We start from the raw sequence: 16,962 nt of genomic DNA on the forward strand, positions 1-16,962 counted from the left end.
TCCGATGAGCTGATTCGTAGCCACCGCTCTTCACCTCGCGTGTGAGTGCTGAAGCACTGCATCCGGCACTAGTGCTAAGCCGACACTATTGACACCTTGAACATCGAGTATCCCCGCGCGCAATTGAGTGAGGCCGAGTATTCGATAAATCCCATTACACCACACCATCTACGATCACATGAGCGATGCCTTGCGAGCAGCGCTCGATGCGTGCGTCGATCTGATACACCTCTCGCAGTATCTGCTCCGTGATGACATTGCAACTGGGACCACTGGCCCGTGCGGTGCCTCCAGCAATTACTACAACCTGGTCAGTAAAATGCAAGGCCTGATTGAGGTCGTGAATGGCGATGAAAACCAGAAGCCCGCGCTCGTGTGCCTGCTTGCGCATGAAGTCGAGGACCTGTATCTGCCGATGCAGGTCGAGCGCGCTGGTTGGTTCGTCCATCAACATCACTTCCGGCTCACGTGCCAGCGTCTGTGCGATTGATACCAGTTGACGCTGTCCGCCGCTGAGTTCACTCAATTGGCGAAACGCCAGTTCGATGATGCCAAGCGAAGCCAAAATGGTGTCGATTTTTGCTAGGTCCTTGTCATGTACCATCCACGTCGGTGCCTGTTGCTTGCGTGTCAGCAAAACAGATTCGTATACAGTCATCCGCGCATTGGCGCTGATGTCCTGCGGCATGTAGCCGATGCTGCCATACCCCTTGCGCGCTCCATCCAACACCACACGCCCAGGCCCATCGATCAGGCCGGCGATGCGTTTGAACAGGGTCGATTTACCAGCCGCATTAGGGCCGACAACTGCCACCACTTCGCCACCGCAGAAGGTGGGCGTGCTGACATCAATGAGAACCTTCCTCCCTCCATAACTTGCGCCGAGACGTTCCAAACGCAGCTTCACCATATGTTTCTCCTGCTGCCAAGAATGAGGGAAATGAAGAACGGCACGCCAATCAGCGCGGTCACCACTCCGATCGGAAAGATAGAGCCCGGAATCAGGGTTTTGCTGACCACCGAACTAACCGACAGCACCAGCGCGCCGGTCAGCAACGAGGCCGGCAGGAAAAAGCGTTGGTCTTCCCCAATTAGCATGCGTGCGATATGCGGGCCAACCAGACCGACAAAACCGATGGAACCAACGAAGGCGACCGGGATCGCCGCAAGCAGGCTGACGAGGACCAGGGTCTGCCAACGTAGCCTTGCCACGTTAATGCCAAAGCTGGCAGCTTTGTCGTCACCCAGGCGCAAGGCGGTGAGAGCCCAAGCTCGTCTGACGAACAGCGGCAGCGTGAGCGCAATTACCAGACAGGTTACGGCCAGCTTGGGCCAGGTAGCCTTGGTCAGGCTGCCCATGGTCCAAAACACCACAGCAGCCACCGCCTGCTCGCTAGCGAAGTATTGCACCAAGGCCAGCAGCGCGTTGAAGACGAATACCAATGCAATACCGAGCAGCACGATGGTTTCGGTACCCACGCCACGACGCAGACTCAGCAAGTGAATGATCAGAACCGACACCATGGCCATGGCAAAGGCATTGAGCGGCACCATATACTCAGTTGCGGTCGGAAACAGCTTGAGACCGAACGCCAGTCCGAGCGCGGCACCAAAGCTGGCAGCAGCGGATACGCCGAGAGTAAACGGGCTCGCCAGGGGATTGTTGAGAATAGTCTGCATCTGCGCGCCTGCGAGTGAAAGCGCGGCACCCACCGTCGCTGCCATCAATGCCACCGGCAGGCGAATCTCCCACAGCACCACCCGTAACTGGTCAGGGGCACTGCTCGGATGCAACAAGGCGCCGATCACGTCTTCGAGCCTATAGCTGGCAGGGCCCAATGCCAGGTCGAGCAATAGGCTCAACAGTAGCAGCACTGCGAGTACACTGAGCAGGCTGCGTTTGCGCCGCACCAGCGTGCGATAGATTGCCTGCTGCCCCACCCGGGCTACATGGCTGGAATTCATAACTGTTTCCCCTTGGCTGGAAGGCTCACGAAATAGCCGGATTGGTAGCTAATCGGCAAAAAACGCTGGTGCAATTCGCGAAAGGTAGCATCCGGATCGACATCGGCGAATAGTCCCGGGTGGAACCACTTGGCCAATTGCTGGATTGCCACGAACTGGTACGGGCTGTTATAGAACTGATGCCAGATGGCATGAAAGGCTTGGTTCCGGTTGGCGGTAACGCCGGCGTAAGCCGGCCGCTTGGTATAGGCGGCGAGCTTGTGCGCGGCTTCCGCCAGGTCTGCGCCCGGCCCAACCCCGATCCAGCTACCGTGCGGAACGAACGCCTCCCAGTTGGCGCTGGTGATAACCACCTGGTCTGGGTTGGCGGCGACTACCTGCTCGGGGTTGAGCTGGCCGAAGGTACCACGGATGATATCGTGCGCCACGTTGCGACCACCCGCCATCTCGACGAACTTGCCGAAGTTCTCGTTACCGAAGCTCAGACAGCAGTCCTGGGTATAGCCGCCGATGCGTTCGATGAACACCTTGGGGCGTGCCGGCTGCCAGGCGGCGATGACGTCGGTGACGCGCTTGATCTGTTGCTGTCGAAACGCAATGAATGCTTCGGCCCGTGCCTCCTTGCCGAACAGCTTGCCGAACAGACGCATGGTCGGCTCGGTGTTTTCCATCGGGTAGTGGCGGAAGTCAACATAGACCACCGGAATGCCGAGTTCGCCGAGCTTCTCGATATACCGCGCATCATCAGTAGCGCGCTGCGATTCGATATTCATGATGATCACGTCGGGCTTAAGCGCGATCGCCTGCTCAATGTCGAACGAGCCATCCTCGAAACCGCCGAAAGTCGGAATCTCGGCAATTTTGGGAAATTTACGCAGATAGGCGTTATAGGTGTCCGGATCGGACTGGATCAGATCCTTACGCCAGCCAATGATGCGCTGCATAGGGTTGTCTGTATCGAGTGCCGCTACCAGGTAAAGCTGACGGCCTTCGCCCAGGATCACGCGCCGTACTGGCAGGCGCACTGGCACCTTGCGACCGGCAAGGTCGGTAATCGTGGTGGCACCGGGTAAGGCTGCGGCGGTAGCGTTGCTTCTGACCGGCTTTGCCAGGAAAACCAGCAGACCGGCTAATGCCGCCAGGATGAGGGCTGCAAATGCCCATCGACGATGGAATGCCATGATGAATCTCTTGAAATCCAAGAATGAGTAGTCGGTCAAACCGGCGCTACCCACCATTTCGGTTGAATGCCTCGTATTGCTGAAGGGCCTGACTGAAGACTACAAGCGCTTGGCGCAAACTCAGCCATGCTCCTCCTGTGGGCGGGCAGTAGTTACCCGTTCACTCCGCATTGCCAACACGGCCACCATCGCCAATGCGTAGCATGCCGCCACATAGAAATAGGTGTAGCGAAGCCCCACGACTTGGGTTAGCCAGCCGCCAAGCGCGATGCCGGTGATCGACGCGAACTGCGCAGTGCTCTGACCGATGCCGAGAATGTAGCCCTGGCGTTGGCTGCCAGCCGCCTTGGAGATCAAGGCCATCAGTACCGGTGTGGTCGCGCCAAGCAGCACACCCCAGGCGAAATGAATAGCGATGAATACCGCAATGCTGCGGGTGAGGCCGGCTACCGCCGTCAATATCGCGCAAGCCATCGCCACGTGGGTGATGCTGCGCAGTGCGTCGTCCAGTTGCTTGCGTTCGAAATAGCGTGCCCACAGCGTAGCCGACACCACGAAACCGAACGCCTGCAAGCCGTAGCTCAAACCCACCAGCCAATTACTCACGCCGAACACCGAGCGGACATAGAGCGAGAATGGGGTTTGGGTGATCATACGGCTCAAAAGCAGGAGTCCAGTCACGCAAAGCAGCCCGGCGATCGGAGGCTTGCGCCACAGCGCCCCAGGTTCGAGCATAGTGTCACTCACGGAGGGCACTGCCTTGGCAACGGGTCGCACAGAGGGCAGGATCAGCGCAACGGTGCCCGCACAGATTGCGCATGCCACGGCGGCGCCGATGTTGATCCAGTAAAAGCTGGCATGATCGAGGATCAGGCCACCTGCCACGGCCCCGAACAGCGAGCCAACATTGGTAGACACCTGTAAATAGGCGAACAGGCGCACGTGCCGTGCGGGCGACTCTATGCTGACCCCATACGCCTGCGCCGGCGCAATATAGCCGGCGCAGGCTCCCTGCAGGAGGCGCAGCACGAGGATGGTCCACACGTCTTGGGCAAAGGCCAATGCAAGCTGAGTCAGCGCCAGGCCGAGCAGTGCGCGGACCATCATAAGCTTGTGGCCGAAGCGATCACCGACCCGCCCCCAGAATGTGCTGGTCAGCACGATGCCGAGCATCGGGCCGACGTAAATGGCGACGCCGGCAAAACCGAACTGCCAGCCGGAAGTGCTGAGCGCCCGGAGATGAATGGGCCAGAACGGCCCGCTCATCTCCATGGCGCCCATCGATACCAACTGGACCACGAACAGCAGATGAATGAGCCGTGACGACCGTGCCGGCGCGATCGGAGCGTGTGCCATTGTCAGTTCCCGCTCGGTGCCGCTGCCAGTGGATTGGGCAGTTGGTGCTGCAGACGGTAGTCGGCGTACTTGAGCAGATGCATGCGCAACACAGAGCGCGTGAACCACGGTTGCGTAAGGAAGGCCACCCGCTCTCGCTGCCACAGCACCGGATCGACCCGCTCCGCGACGGCATCGAACGCGCCCTCGGTCTCCTCGCGTAGTATCTCCCACAGCCGGGTCGGAGCTAGTTCGTACTCGTTGGTTAACAGCAGCGCCACTTCGTGCAGGTGGCACACAAAGCATGCATCCACCACGAACGAGCGCACCGGCTCGATGTCGCCATCGAACATGGTCGGCAGAATGCCAGGATACACATAGGGCTTGAGTTCGTAGCCGCGCGCATTCAGTAGAGGCGTGTAGGTGCGGCCGTCGCCGAAGTCGCGGATTAGCAGGCTCTTCGGCGCACCATCCGTATCGAACAGCACCGAGGTGTTCTGCTGGTGCGCCTCAAGCGCGATTCCATACAGCAGGTAGATCGCGATCACCGGGCGCGTAACTACGCGCGCATACTGACGGAAATATGCTTCAACCGTCTCTCTGGATGCTCGCACACCACCGCGTTCGATCAGTTCGCTGATGAGCGGCCGGCCACTAACCGGCGCACCAGTCAGCAAGGCAGCCACGGTGATTGGCAGCAGACCATCGGAGCGTTCGAACGCTTCCCGGCTGTTGCGGAAGGCGACCGACAGATGGCGTCCCGGGTGGTCTTCCTGCCGCACCGCATGTTTATAGTGGAACGCCACCTCTTCCGGGAAGATGTCGAGCATCCGGTCGAAACCGTGCTCGACAGCCAGGATGCGCTTGATCACTGCGCTGATGCGCGGTCCCATATGGATCGACTTCGCCTGCAGGCTGCGCTGCTCGCTGGTCAGCCACAATGCTACCGGCAGCTTGATGAACGGCGGCGTGCCCGGCAACTGCGGCAGCATGGTACGAAACGACATGGTCGGCAGGGTTTCGATGTCTGGACCATCCAGGATCAGGATACCTTCCTCTATCTCGGCTGCGTATTCCTTGCGCACGAAATTCTCCAAGTGCCAAGCGTGGAGCGGTAGCGGCAGCCAGTCCGTTTCATCGAGTCCTCTGGCATTCAGGCCGGCCTTCCAACTCGCCCATTGTGTGGGGAAATTCGCGGCGAACCAGTCATGGTAGCTATGCACGTGCGGCATGCGTTCCAAGTACGCGTTATCGGCGCGAAGCGCGGCGATGCGTACCGGCACTTTGGCGTTGAACTCGGGCGACAGCGCGGCCACCTGTTCCGGGGTCAAGTCCGGTTTGGATTTCCAGGTCGGGTAGAACGGGTGTCCTTCGAGCGAGCCCCATTGGTCGAGCAGCACCGCCGCCGCGCTGGTGCTGGAGTGTCGGCGCAAGTAGTCGGTGAGGCCCCAAGCGCCGGCAACACCGATATGCTCGCGCAGTTCGCCGTTCCACGCTTCGCGGTAGAGGCGCGCCAGTGCATCGTTAGCGACGCTGTTGGCCATATCGGCCTTCAAGCCGGCTACGCCTTCGTCGCTCGGGGCAAAATCGAAGCACTCACGCAAGGTCTCGATCAGCTGTGCGGCACTTACGATCGCACTGCGCTTGCCACCGTGCTCAATCAGGGTGATCGCGCCATGATTGATGAACGTATTGGCGGGAGCCACCTGCAAGTCTTCGAAGTAGACCAAGGCTAGCCGATGCCACAACGGCAACCACACGCTGCGGCCTTGTGGAGCAAATACCAACATTGCGGGGTCAATGATCTTTTCGGCGAACAGGCAACGCACTACGCGGCGCAGTGCATTGCGTTCGGCATTGTGCAGGGCGACGGCTTCGCGCCCTGCGGACATGTTGCTCCCGATTTGTCGGGGATTCAGATTGCTTTTCATAAGTCGCAAGCCGGCCAAATGGGCGGGAAATAATCGAGCGCGGAACTGCGTAATCCCCCCATGTAGGCGATGTTCCAGTGAAAAATTTCTTCGATATATGGCATACGCAAACCCAGCCGCTTTCCCATTTCGACCAGCAGCGCCAGACCGAACGCCACGTCTTCGTGGAAAGCGCGGTTTTCCTTGTCAATCACATAGCCATCCGCGGTGTGCACCATCGGCACCAGGATCGAGTCATAGGCCTGATTGGTTCGCAGTACCGACAGCATGGTGGAGTGATCTCGTATTTGCTCTTGGTAGGCTTCGATAATCTCTTGCTTGAGCGTCTGCACCGAGGACATATCCACACCCAGTCGCTGTTCGACCGCTTTGCACAGCAGCTGGCTTTCCTCGTCGCAACGCTCAAGGTAATAGGCGCCGAGCTCCGGGCAATCAGTCCACCAGCTCAGCGGCACGGTAAACGGCTTGTTGTGCCACTGCGCATACGGACCGATCAGCCCGTAGATCACCGACGGATGCATGATCGGATTGCCCGGGGTCAGGGTGATTTCCAGATAGTGGCCGAGCAGTTCGACCGGCATGGTATACAGCCTACGCAAGTGCGCGAGCAGCGCTTGGCGCGCTACTTCGCTTTCGCGCGGATGGGTACCAACGTACAGCGTGCTCTTGGCTCCGCCCATGCGCACCGATACGCCGGGCAGCAGTTCGAAGGCTATATACGGCACATCTTTCATGCCCCAGATCACCGCGTTGGGCCGTGCTGCCAGCGCCTTCTCGGCCAGCCAATCGAAACCGCAGAAGCCCGGAATCGCGCCAACGTAGACCGGCTTGTGCTCCGGCAAATTATCAGCGATTGTCTTCAGTAACGCAGGCCGCGCCTGTGCCGGCACGGTAACGATCACCACGTCGGCATCGATCAGCACCTGTTGCGGTTGGTCCGACACCGCATCCAGCCGCGCCGACAAGGTGATCCCATCCGGCAACAGCGCACGGATGCTCGCTTCGGCATGGCGCTCGATCACGTCCGGGTTATGGGTCAGCAGCGATACGCGCACACCGGGCAGTTGCTTGAACAGCACAGCGCTCAGATGCCCGGTGCGACCGCCGCCGCAAATCACGACATTCAACGACTGCGCCATCATGCGGCGCTCAACTGTGGCATCGCCAGCGGCGCGTCTTCAATTTCCAGATGTCCCGGGGCCAACCAGTTGTCGAGCTGGGTCCAGATGTTCGAATCGAGCAGATTGCGCTCCTTGAGCCAGCTCTCGCTGAACACGGTGTGCAGGTATTTTTCACCGCCGTCCGCCACCGCCGTCACCACATTGCCACCGATCAGGCCGCTATGAATGAGCTCCAGAGCCTTGTAGATCGCGCCGCCGGTGGATCCGCCTACCAACAGGCCAGTACGCCGTGCGATGTAACGCGCGGTTTCGAACGCCTGCGCATCGGTCACCTGCACACCCAAATCAATGCAGCTGTAGTCTAGTACCAGACCCACAGTGTCGCCGGCCGGCGTGCCGGTACCGGACTGATAGTAAGGGTGGCCGGGCTGACCGAACACGATGGAGCCGGCCGGCTCCACCGCGATGGTCTTAGCGCGCGGGTTGTGCACCTTGAGTCCGCGCGCGATGCCGGTCATAGAACCACCGGTTCCCACGCAGCCGACATAGGCATCTACATTGCGGGTCTGGCAGATCAGTTCGTGCACAAAGTCTCCATAACCACCGGCGTTAGCCGCGTTGTCCGACTGGTTCATGAATACCGCGCCGGGAATCTGGCAGGCGATTTCGGCTGCCAGGCGTTGGCGCTCAACCACCGCAACCTCATCCTCGCGGTAGTCCCCCTCGACATAGCGGATCTCGGCACCGAGCGCGCGCATCACTGCGATCTTGTCCTGTGCCGCGTGGTGGTCTACCACCACGATGAAGCGCAAGCCGAATTCGATGGCTGCGATCGCCAGACCGCAACCGGTGTTGCCGGATGACGACTCCACCACCACGCCGCCGGACTTGAGGCGGCCTGACTTGAGCGCCGCAATCACCATATTGCGAGCCATGCGGTCCTTGATGCTGCCGCCCGGGTTGTTCTTCTCGATCTTGAGCAGCAATCGGGTATTTTTGGCCGGCACAGAAATGCTAAGAATCGGGGTATTGCCGATTAGATCGGTTACTTTGTTCAGAACCATCTCTTTACTCCATGAGGTCGTCAGGGGTAACCGCCAGCATACCGGCCGCGTCGTAAGTCACGGCAACGCGGCGCGGCATAGGATGGCGGTGAAATTCGTTTTCCAGCAGATCCATCTGGTAACCGGCGGTGTTGGCGTACACCAACAGATCGCCGGCTTGCGGTGGGGTATCGAACGACAGCCAGCGGTTGGTGATCACGTCGTCGTCAAGGCAGCTGTGCCCGGCGATATAGGCGCGCAGCGACGTAGGTGGGAGATCGGTGCTTAGTGTCGCGTTGTCATTACGGCCGGACACCAGGATCGGATCGACTAGGAACTCGGACGCGAACCAGGTTTCGCAAGCGCTGAAGCTGCTGCCCTCGACCAAGATCACCAAATCGCCCATCGCCAAACGCTTGACGCGGGTGATGCGGAACACCGAAATGGCAGCCTGGTCAGCCAAACTGCGGCCCGGCTCCAATCCTAAGGTCAACCGTTCGTCATCGAGATAGCGAGCGACCGACACACCCTCCTTGCATTGCGCCAGTAAGAAGCTGTCGAGCCACTCGCACGCTCCCATGCTACTGCCGTACGGATAGAAAGAAGCCGGTACCTTGCCGGTACGGTAGTCACCGGCGCGTTGCCCATGCAGGAATGCTGCATAGCCGCCTGCGTCGGCATATCGGATCGGAAAGCCCCCGCCGATGTCGAGCATGCGTGGAGCCAGGCCAAGCTCGCGAGCTATCTCGACAAAGCGAGTCAGCTCCCGCAACGCCTGCACACGCGACTCGACATCGTAGCCACCCAGGTGAAAATGGAAGCCCTCGAAGGCAAACCGGCTGGACGGCTCTGCGAGCCGTTGCAGGCATTGCAAGAGCTCATCCCCCCCCATACCAAAGCGGCTAGTCGGTGCCCCAGTCGGCCTGTAGCGCAACAGCACGCGTGCAGCGCAGCCTGTTGTGGCCGAGTGCATATACTCGGCCAAGTCGGCCAACTCCTCGACAGAGTCGACCGAGATCAGCGCCCCCCTGGCAATCAGTTCTTCGTGAAAGGCTCGCGTTTTAGCCGGTCCTGTGGCGCACAGCCGAACCCGATTAAGGCCCGCACGCAGCGCGTCGTTCATTTCGTAAATGCTCGACACGTCTACGCCGATGCCGGCTTCCACTGCGGCGCGCACCAGCGCTTGTGACTTGTTAACCTTGGCCCCGTAAAATATCTCGTAGCGCACCTCGTGCCGATCCAGCACGGCACGCATTGCTTTGACGTTTTGTGCCAAGCAATGTGGCCACACGAGGTTGAGTGGAGAGCCGTACTCCATGGTCAGCACTTGCAACAGGTGTTGCTTCACATGTAGAAACTTCGCGATGACCGGATCCAGCAGCGGCGGAAGAGAATGGGCGCGCCCAGCGAGGGGCCTTAAGGGGAGGGGGAGGGCCATGGTCGGCATTTCCAATACTTAAAGATCAACCGCAGCCGACACTTGCAGGGTGCGCGAAGTCCCTTGCGAGATCGTGCCGTACGAAGCGACTCCAGCCCAATAATGGCGATCGAACACATTCAACAGGTTCACCCGGAATGTGGCTGATTTCCCTTCGATCTTGGTACTGTAGCGGCCGCCCAAGTCAAAGCGAGTCCACGCCGGGAGGCTCTGGGTATTCGCTTGGTTGACGTACTCCTTGCCGGTGTAGATGATGCTACCGGTCAGCGTGAGCCCTTTCACCCAAGTCGTATCCCACTCGCCTCCCAGGTTGGCCTGTACCGTTGGCACACCAACCGGTCGCTTACCAAGCGTAGCTCTGTTATTGGTCTTGGTTAGCTCAGCGTCGAGCAAAGTCACTCCACCGAGCAATCGCCAACCCTTGGCCACTTCGCCATACAAGTTAAGTTCCATACCACGATTACGCTGCTCGCTATCCACGGCAAACACGTTGTTGGTAACTTGGCCACTCGGCTTGGTGATCTGGAACAAGCTCAGCGTTGTCATCAGCCGGCCATGGTCGATCCTGACACCCGTCTCGTATTGCTTGGTTTTATATGGTGCAAACACTTGGCCAGCGTTGCTGGCCGTCGACGGAGCGATATCGCCCTTGCTTAGTCCCTCGATGTAGTTGGCGTAGAGTGACACCATTTGCCAAGGCTGGATCACCACTCCGGCCACCGGAGTAACAGCTGCCTTGTCATAGGACAAGGTAACCGCGCCGCCAGCTCCGAAGTTGTCCGATTTGACTTGCTGCTGGCGCACGCCAAGCGTCACTCGCAGGCGCTCGTCAAGCATAACCATAGTGTCGGCCAGTGCTACACCTGAGAGATGAGTCGAGGATACCTTCGGTATCGAGGACGGCAAGCTGATGCCCTGGCTCGCACTGTCGACCGGCCTGTAAATGTTCGACAACACCGAGGTACCACTGCCAGACGAGCGCGACAATTCGTCACGATAGCTGCTTGCCTGCACGGTAACGGCATGGTGAACCACGCCAGTGTCAAAATAAACACGCAACCCGGCGTCAGCACTGGAGCGATCCACGCCGAACTTGTAATACATCGGCGTCGCGCTGGTATCTCCAACGCTATTCAGTATCTTCGGTGTCTGATCCGACAGGCGCGCCACGTCGGAGTGGGAGCCACCTGCATTGACAAAAAGTGTCAGCTTGTCGATGAGGTCATACTCAGCTTTGAATAAGACTCCCTGCTCTTTAATCTTCGACCAGGCCCAAGGCTGGCTAACGTTGTTACTGTTAGCTGGAGCAGACGGAACGGCAACTTCCGATGCAATCAGAAATGGACGCGACGGGGCGTCATACTTTTCTTCCTGGTTATATGCGTCAAGCGAGGCGCGCAGCCGTTCTCCCTGATAGTCGAGAGCCAGAGATCCGACAACCGTTTTGCGCGACTGCTTGTCCACAGCAGTACTACCCTGACTATGCCTACCATTAAGGCGAAAACCGAACTCAAGATCGGCACCGAAACGTCGACTGAGATCGAAATGTTCACCTATTTGAGAAGACGTAGCGAAGTCGGTGGTGACACGGGTCAAATCTTCTGCCTTCGCCCGCTTAGGCACCACATTGATCACCCCACCGACACCACTATTCGGTGACAGACCGTACAGCAGAGCCCCTGGACCTTTAAGCACCTCGACGCGCTCAGCGTAGTCGGTAAAAACGCGGTAGTTGGGTGCCACGCCATACAGACCGTCAAAGGCGATCTCACCTAGATTGCCTTCATTGATTGGAAACCCTCGAATGAAATAAGAATCAACCACGCCGCCGTTCTGGCTCACGCGGACAGAGGAATCTTGGGTTACAACACCCGCTACAGCATCCACCTGCAGATCCTGCATCTTTTGCGCCGTGTAGCTGCTGATATTGAACGGCGACTTCATCGTATCGGTATTGCCTAGCAACCCTAGCCGCGCACCTCGCGCGACCTGCCCGCCTGCATAGGGCAACAGCTGGCCACCTGACGAATCAGCGCTAACCGTCACGGTCGGCAAGATAGGCGCATCGTCGGCGAATGCTTGGCCGAAGAAGCCAATACATAGCACCCCTGCAAGGGCCAAGTGAAGCGCCAAGGGACTTGGCCCCAGGGCTCGCGCCACAACAAGAGGCGCCAAGATCTGAGCGCTTTCTGAGTAAGACTTGGGTTTCATGAATAAACAATTCCCTATCTTTATTGATTGCACAATTTGAGAATAATATTCATTCTCAAATAGTAATGCAAATGATAAATCATTATCAATTAAAATTTCACTACTATCGCGCAAGAGCAGATGATTGTCTGGCAAGAGGCCCAGGCGAAAGCCTTCACGGTGGCTGGCGTGATGAAGATGGATGTGCTGGTGGACATTCGCCAGGCCGTGGACAAGGCGCTGGCGACCGGGCAGACCTACAGCGACTTTGAGAAGTAGCTGATTCCGGTGCTGCAGCGCCGTGGCTGGTAGGGCCGCGATGCCCAGACCGACAAGGAGACCGGCGAAGTACTGGGCAAGGGCCTGTCGCCCTGGCGACTGAAGACCATCCACCAGAACAACCTGCAGCCGGCTTACATGGCCAGCCGTTGGAAGTTCTTTGTGGACAACCAGGCAAACCGGCCCTATCTGGAATACGTGGCCATCATGGACAAGCACACCAGGCCGGCCCATGCCGCACTCAATGGCCTTGTGTTCAGGATTGATGATCCATTCTGACAGAGCTTCTAAGGGGCTTGCAGTGTTTAACCATGAAATCCGGTGCGGCCAGTGCGGCCGCAAACTGGCCTCTGGCCGGTATCTTGAATTGACCATCAAGTGCCCGCGCTGTCGGGCGCTGAATCATCTGAAGGCCGAGAGCCTCCCTATAGAGCGCCCAGGAGCGCCACGTCTAGGAGAAGACGATGGACTCCAGTCCGATCATCCCGTGGCTGGGCGGTAAGCGCCGCCTTGCTGACAAGCTTATGCCCCTGTTTCCGAAGCATGAGTGCTATGTAGAGCTGTTTTGCGGTGGCGCAGCGTTGTACTTCCTGCGCCATGTCCCTGCTCCCGTCGAAGTGTTAAACGACGTTAACGGCGAGCTGGTGAATCTGTACAGGGTGGTGCAAAACCACATGGAAGAGTTTGTCCGCCAGTTCAAGTGGGCAATTAGCAGCCGCGAAGTATTTAAGTGGCAGCAAATGACCCGCCCGGAGACGTTGACTGATATCCAGCGCGCGGCCAGATTTTACTACCTGCAACACCATGCTTTCGCTGGCAAGGTTACGGGACAGACCTTTGGTACGGCCACCACCGGCCCAGCCATCAACCTATGTCGGATCGAAGAGAACCTTAGTGCCGCACACCTGCGGCTTGCCGGCACCTACGTCGAAAACCTCTCGTGGCAGGACTGCCTTAAGAGATACGACAGGGCGCATACCTTCTTCTACGCTGACCCGCCGTATTGGCAGACAGAAGGCTATGGTGTGCCGTTTGAGTTCGGCCAGTATGAGCAGTTGGCTGAAGCTATGCAGACATGCAAGGGTAAAGTGATGGTCAGCATTAACGACCACCCGGACATTCGGGCAGTATTTGATGGCTTCTGGATGGAGGGGCTGGATATCAAGTACAGCACAGCCAACAACTATGGCACGGCCGAAACCAGTAGAGAGCTTGTGATTACCAACTGGGAGCCAGAGGCTCTGGGCGGTCTGTTCTAACGCCCCCAGCCAAGGCTGTTGCGTGCAGTAAGTTTTGCGGCAGCTTTGGCGGTTAGGCCAGCGCAAAATTAAGTGCAAAGCGGTGCAAAGGTTCCCGCGCCGTTACACCTAGTCACTTGTCTGATCACGCGAAGAAGCTGGACGCCATTTTGGGAGGCGATGACACAAATATGGCACAAAGTGAAAAGGGGTCAGGCCTGAAGATAGCCTAACCCCTTGATTTCTATGGTGCCGGTAAGAGGAGTCGAACCCCCGACCTTCGCATTACGAATGCGCTGCTCTACCAACTGAGCTATACCGGCAAACCAACTTGGTAAAAAAGCCTTGAGTCTCTGTAAAGAAATTCAAGGCTTTTTTGAATCTGGTCGGAGTGAGAGGATTCGAACCTCCGGCCTCTACGTCCCGAACGTAGCGCTCTACCAGGCTAAGCTACACTCCGATTTTGCATCCCCACCCTGACGGCTGGGAGACGAGAAATTTACCTTGTTTCGTGCTGCTTTGCAAGGATTTTACGGTTTTTATTGCTGGTCGGAGTGAGAGGATTCGAACCTCCGGCCTCTACGTCCCGAACGTAGCGCTCTACCAGGCTAAGCTACACTCCGCTCCCACAATTACCGCTCTCTGTAAAGCCTGCCGCTCGCGTCGCTGACGCGTTACAATCTGCGGCTCAGAGGACGCGCATTATGGAACAACTATGTGGTTTAAGCAACTATCTTTTTACCGTCTGAGCCCGGACGCCATCCCCGATCAATCGCAACTGTCTGATGCTCTGGGGAAAAGGCCGTTCCAGCCTTGCTCCGGCCTGGACTGGTTCAGCGAAGGCTGGGTTTCCGTCGCCGGGCACCTTGATGAACCCGTGTACAGCGCTCGCGGCAGCCTGCTGGTATCGCTGCGGCGCGAAGACAAGGTTTTGCCTGCCGGCGTGATCCGCGATGTGGTGGACATGAAGGTGGCCGACATCGAAGCCCGCGAGCTGCGCAAGGTGGGCCGAAAGGAAAAACTGGCGCTCAAAGAGCAGGTCACCGACGACCTGCTGCCGCGCGCCTTTGTCCGCAGCCACCGCCTGTCCGCCTATCTGGACACCCGGCGCGGCTGGTTGATGGTGGATTCCGGCACTGCCAGCAAGGCCGAGGCCCTGGTGACCAAACTGCGCGAGGCCTTGCCGCCCTTCCCCGCCGCGCTGCCGCGCACCGCCATTGCGCCGCATACGGCCATGACCGACTGGCTGGCCGGCGGCGAAGCGCCTGAGGGTTTTGAGCTGGACGCGGATTGTGAGCTGAAAGACAGCAGCGAAAACGGCGCAGTGGTGCGCTGCAGCCGCATCGACCTCACGGCCGACGAGATTCGCCAGCACATCGCCACCGGCAAGCAGGTAACCCGTCTGGGGCTGATCTGGCAGGAAAAGATCCGCTTCATGCTGACCGATACACTGCAACTCAAGCGCATTCAGTTCCTTGACGTGCTGCAAGAAGAGGCCAGCCATGCCGGCGATGACCGCGACAGCCTGTTTGAAGCCACCTTTACGCTGATGAGCGAAGAGCTGGGCGAGCTGGTAGAGGCCCTGATCGCCGCGCTGGGCGGGCTGGAAGCATCGCAAGCCGCTCCTGCCGCCGCCGCGCCGGAACGCGCCGCCGCTGACGGCAACGCCGAAGTTGCGGATGTTCCTTGGGATTGATCCCGGGTGCTGCTAGACAGAAAGGAGCCATCGGCTCCTTTTTTTGTCTATAGTCGATAGCAAACAATGGATTAACAACAATCAATTTAACCAAACTATCAGGAGCCGCCATACTCTAGTCTGTCGACAAGCCAAGGAGCGCACCATGAACAATCCGCATGAATGGCAAGATGCCTTGCTGGACATGTTGGCCAGCTTTGCCTGGCTGCAATGAAGCCACCCGCGTCATCTCTCCGAGTTCTCATACCCTTCGGCCAACCCTGCGTTGGCCGAAATTGTTTTGTGTGTGCTGTGCGACAGCCTGCCCACTCTCATCAATAACAAATAACTATCAATTAAAGATTTATATTCAATTTGATAAATGAGAAGCCTTGCACCACAATCGAGCCATCAACAGCAAGGAGCACCACTATGAACCGCACGCTTAGCGCCAACCGCCTCGCCGCCGCGCCCATCGTCTTCCATCGCAGCGCCCAGCGCCAATTGGGCATGCTGGTGGTGGCTGCTGGCTGGCTCTGGCTGCTCAGTCATCTTTGAGTGCGCCCGCCGCGCCTCCCGGCATCGGTCGGCCACCTCGCAACAGCGCATCCCGCCGGCAGGCAATAGCCTGCCCCATACAGTGTCGAATACCTGCAGGTTGTTTACTGGCGGTAAATAACCTACTCCCGTAACAGGGGTATTTCTCACTTCGCGTCTGCATTAAGCTGATGCCATGACAACACTCCAGGCAGCCAGATCATGAGCAACAGACAACCCGCCCTTTTCATTTCCCACGGCGCGCCCACGCTGCCGCTGGAAGACAGCCCCACCCGCCATTTTCTGGCGCAATTGGGCAAAACCCTGCCGCGCCCGCGCGCCATCGTGATTGTTTCCGCCCACTGGGAAAGCGCCGCGCCGTTGGTCAACCTCAGCCCCAAGCCGGGCACGATGTACGATTTTGGCGGTTTCCCGGCCGTGCTCTATACCTTGCGCTACCCGGCCAGCACAGACCTTGCATTGGCGGGCGAGGTGGTGAATCTGCTGCGCGACAGCGGTCTGCGCGTGGGTACCACCGACCACCGCGATCTGGATCACGGCATGTGGACGCCGTTGATGTTGATGTATCCGCAAGCCGATGTGCCGCTGGTGATGGTGTCGCTGCCGCACGGCGCGTCCGCCGACACCTACTTCGCCATGGGTCGGGCGCTGCGCAGCCTGCGCGACGACAATGTGATGGTCATCGGATCCGGCAGCTACACCCATAATCTGTGGGCGCTGATGCGCGACGGCAGCGCGCCGCCCGCCTGGGCGGCGGAGTTTGCCGAATGGATGAACCAGGCGCTGCAAGACAACCGCCAGAGCGACATGCTGCAGTGGAAAACACGGGCGCCGCACTGCCGGGAAAACCACCCCAGCGACGAGCACTTCAATCCGCTGCTGGTCATGCTGGGAGCGGCTTCGGACGACACGCCACCGGTAAAGCTGCACGATGACTGGCGCATGGGGTCTTTGTCGATGGCCTGCTGGCGCTTCGACTGACCAATCCAGGACGGTGCCCGCACCGCT

The 16,962-nt window shown here is 58.8% G+C and carries 16 protein-coding genes and 3 tRNA genes; 7 read left to right on the top strand and 12 right to left on the bottom strand.

Going from position 1 to position 16,962, the window contains the following annotated elements:
* Positions 1 to 154: 154 nt before the first annotated feature.
* The 9 genes from Q0P52_RS14475 to Q0P52_RS14515 form a co-directional block, all read right to left on the bottom strand.
* Positions 155 to 910 (bottom strand): ABC transporter ATP-binding protein, encoded by a 756-nt coding sequence (locus tag Q0P52_RS14475; protein WP_293765667.1) that lies wholly within the window; start codon positions 908 to 910, stop codon positions 155 to 157.
* Positions 904 to 1,965 carry an iron ABC transporter permease gene (locus Q0P52_RS14480; RefSeq protein WP_293765669.1) on the bottom strand — a complete coding sequence of 354 codons (1,062 nt, stop codon included), beginning with the start codon at positions 1,963 to 1,965 and terminating at the stop codon, positions 904 to 906. The genes Q0P52_RS14475 and Q0P52_RS14480 overlap by 7 nt, the downstream gene beginning before the upstream one ends.
* Entirely contained in the window at positions 1,962 to 3,146 is a 1,185-nt protein-coding gene (locus tag Q0P52_RS14485) for an ABC transporter substrate-binding protein (RefSeq protein WP_293765670.1), read from the bottom strand. Before Q0P52_RS14485 ends, Q0P52_RS14480 begins: the two co-directional genes overlap by 4 nt.
* Before the next feature lie 120 nt (positions 3,147 to 3,266).
* Positions 3,267 to 4,502: an MFS transporter gene (locus Q0P52_RS14490; RefSeq protein WP_293765671.1), complete on the bottom strand. Its 1,236-nt coding sequence runs from the start codon at positions 4,500 to 4,502 to the stop codon at positions 3,267 to 3,269.
* Between the two features lie 2 nt (positions 4,503 to 4,504).
* Complete coding sequence (locus tag Q0P52_RS14495) at positions 4,505 to 6,412, bottom strand: IucA/IucC family protein (RefSeq protein ID WP_293765673.1); 1,908 nt, start codon at positions 6,410 to 6,412, stop codon at positions 4,505 to 4,507.
* Positions 6,409 to 7,554 (bottom strand): NAD/NADP octopine/nopaline dehydrogenase family protein, encoded by a 1,146-nt coding sequence (locus Q0P52_RS14500; protein ID WP_293765674.1) that lies wholly within the window; start codon positions 7,552 to 7,554, stop codon positions 6,409 to 6,411. Before Q0P52_RS14500 ends, Q0P52_RS14495 begins: the two co-directional genes overlap by 4 nt.
* The gene (locus Q0P52_RS14505) at positions 7,551 to 8,597 is read right to left on the bottom strand and encodes a cysteine synthase family protein (protein WP_293765675.1); all 1,047 of its coding nucleotides are present in this window, start codon (positions 8,595 to 8,597) and stop codon (positions 7,551 to 7,553) included. The genes Q0P52_RS14500 and Q0P52_RS14505 overlap by 4 nt, the downstream gene beginning before the upstream one ends.
* A 4-nt stretch (positions 8,598 to 8,601) precedes the next feature.
* The gene (locus Q0P52_RS14510) at positions 8,602 to 10,014 is read right to left on the bottom strand and encodes a Y4yA family PLP-dependent enzyme (protein ID WP_293765676.1); all 1,413 of its coding nucleotides are present in this window, start codon (positions 10,012 to 10,014) and stop codon (positions 8,602 to 8,604) included.
* 18 nt (positions 10,015 to 10,032) lie between these two features.
* Positions 10,033 to 12,360, bottom strand: coding sequence for a TonB-dependent siderophore receptor (locus Q0P52_RS14515; RefSeq protein ID WP_293813729.1), 2,328 nt, complete (start codon positions 12,358 to 12,360; stop codon positions 10,033 to 10,035).
* On the opposite strand from Q0P52_RS14515, the gene Q0P52_RS14520 reads away from it, so the two are divergent.
* The 4 genes from Q0P52_RS14520 to Q0P52_RS14530 all read left to right on the top strand — a co-directional run bounded on the left by Q0P52_RS14520 (position 12,346) and on the right by Q0P52_RS14530 (position 13,742).
* Positions 12,346 to 12,483 carry a hypothetical protein gene (locus Q0P52_RS14520; protein ID WP_293765678.1) on the top strand — a complete coding sequence of 46 codons (138 nt, stop codon included), beginning with the start codon at positions 12,346 to 12,348 and terminating at the stop codon, positions 12,481 to 12,483. The two genes, Q0P52_RS14515 and Q0P52_RS14520, sit on opposite strands and share 15 nt — an antisense overlap.
* Before the next feature lie 99 nt (positions 12,484 to 12,582).
* Entirely contained in the window at positions 12,583 to 12,762 is a 180-nt protein-coding gene (locus tag Q0P52_RS19340; protein WP_293765682.1) for a phage minor head protein, read from the top strand.
* Positions 12,749 to 12,985, top strand: a complete 237-nt coding sequence (locus Q0P52_RS14525) for a Com family DNA-binding transcriptional regulator (RefSeq protein ID WP_293765679.1) — start codon at positions 12,749 to 12,751, stop codon at positions 12,983 to 12,985. The genes Q0P52_RS19340 and Q0P52_RS14525 overlap by 14 nt, the downstream gene beginning before the upstream one ends.
* Positions 12,948 to 13,742 (top strand): DNA adenine methylase, encoded by a 795-nt coding sequence (locus Q0P52_RS14530; protein ID WP_293813730.1) that lies wholly within the window; start codon positions 12,948 to 12,950, stop codon positions 13,740 to 13,742. The genes Q0P52_RS14525 and Q0P52_RS14530 overlap by 38 nt, the downstream gene beginning before the upstream one ends.
* Positions 13,743 to 13,968: 226 nt before the next feature.
* Here the strand turns inward: Q0P52_RS14530 and Q0P52_RS14535 are convergent.
* The 3 genes from Q0P52_RS14535 to Q0P52_RS14545 all read right to left on the bottom strand — a co-directional run bounded on the left by Q0P52_RS14535 (position 13,969) and on the right by Q0P52_RS14545 (position 14,344).
* Positions 13,969 to 14,044, bottom strand: a tRNA-Thr gene (locus Q0P52_RS14535).
* 60 nt (positions 14,045 to 14,104) lie between these two features.
* Positions 14,105 to 14,181 (bottom strand) — tRNA-Pro (locus tag Q0P52_RS14540).
* 86 nt (positions 14,182 to 14,267) lie between these two features.
* Positions 14,268 to 14,344 (bottom strand) — tRNA-Pro (locus tag Q0P52_RS14545).
* 92 nt (positions 14,345 to 14,436) lie between these two features.
* Between Q0P52_RS14545 and Q0P52_RS14550 the strand changes: the two genes are divergently transcribed.
* The 3 genes from Q0P52_RS14550 (at position 14,437) to Q0P52_RS14560 (ending at position 16,935) form a co-directional block, all read left to right on the top strand.
* Entirely contained in the window at positions 14,437 to 15,417 is a 981-nt protein-coding gene (locus tag Q0P52_RS14550; RefSeq protein WP_293766915.1) for a recombination-associated protein RdgC, read from the top strand.
* Positions 15,418 to 15,828: 411 nt separating this feature from the next.
* Positions 15,829 to 15,954, top strand: coding sequence for a hypothetical protein (locus Q0P52_RS14555; protein WP_293766913.1), 126 nt, complete (start codon positions 15,829 to 15,831; stop codon positions 15,952 to 15,954).
* Positions 15,955 to 16,155: 201 nt separating this feature from the next.
* On the top strand, positions 16,156 to 16,935 hold the full coding sequence (locus Q0P52_RS14560) for a class III extradiol ring-cleavage dioxygenase (protein WP_293766910.1): 780 nt from the start codon (positions 16,156 to 16,158) through the stop codon (positions 16,933 to 16,935).
* The last annotated feature ends 27 nt before the right edge of the window (positions 16,936 to 16,962 follow it).

This window comes from uncultured Aquitalea sp., from assembly GCF_945957525.1.
In the GTDB taxonomy this organism is placed as follows: domain Bacteria; phylum Pseudomonadota; class Gammaproteobacteria; order Burkholderiales; family Chromobacteriaceae; genus Aquitalea.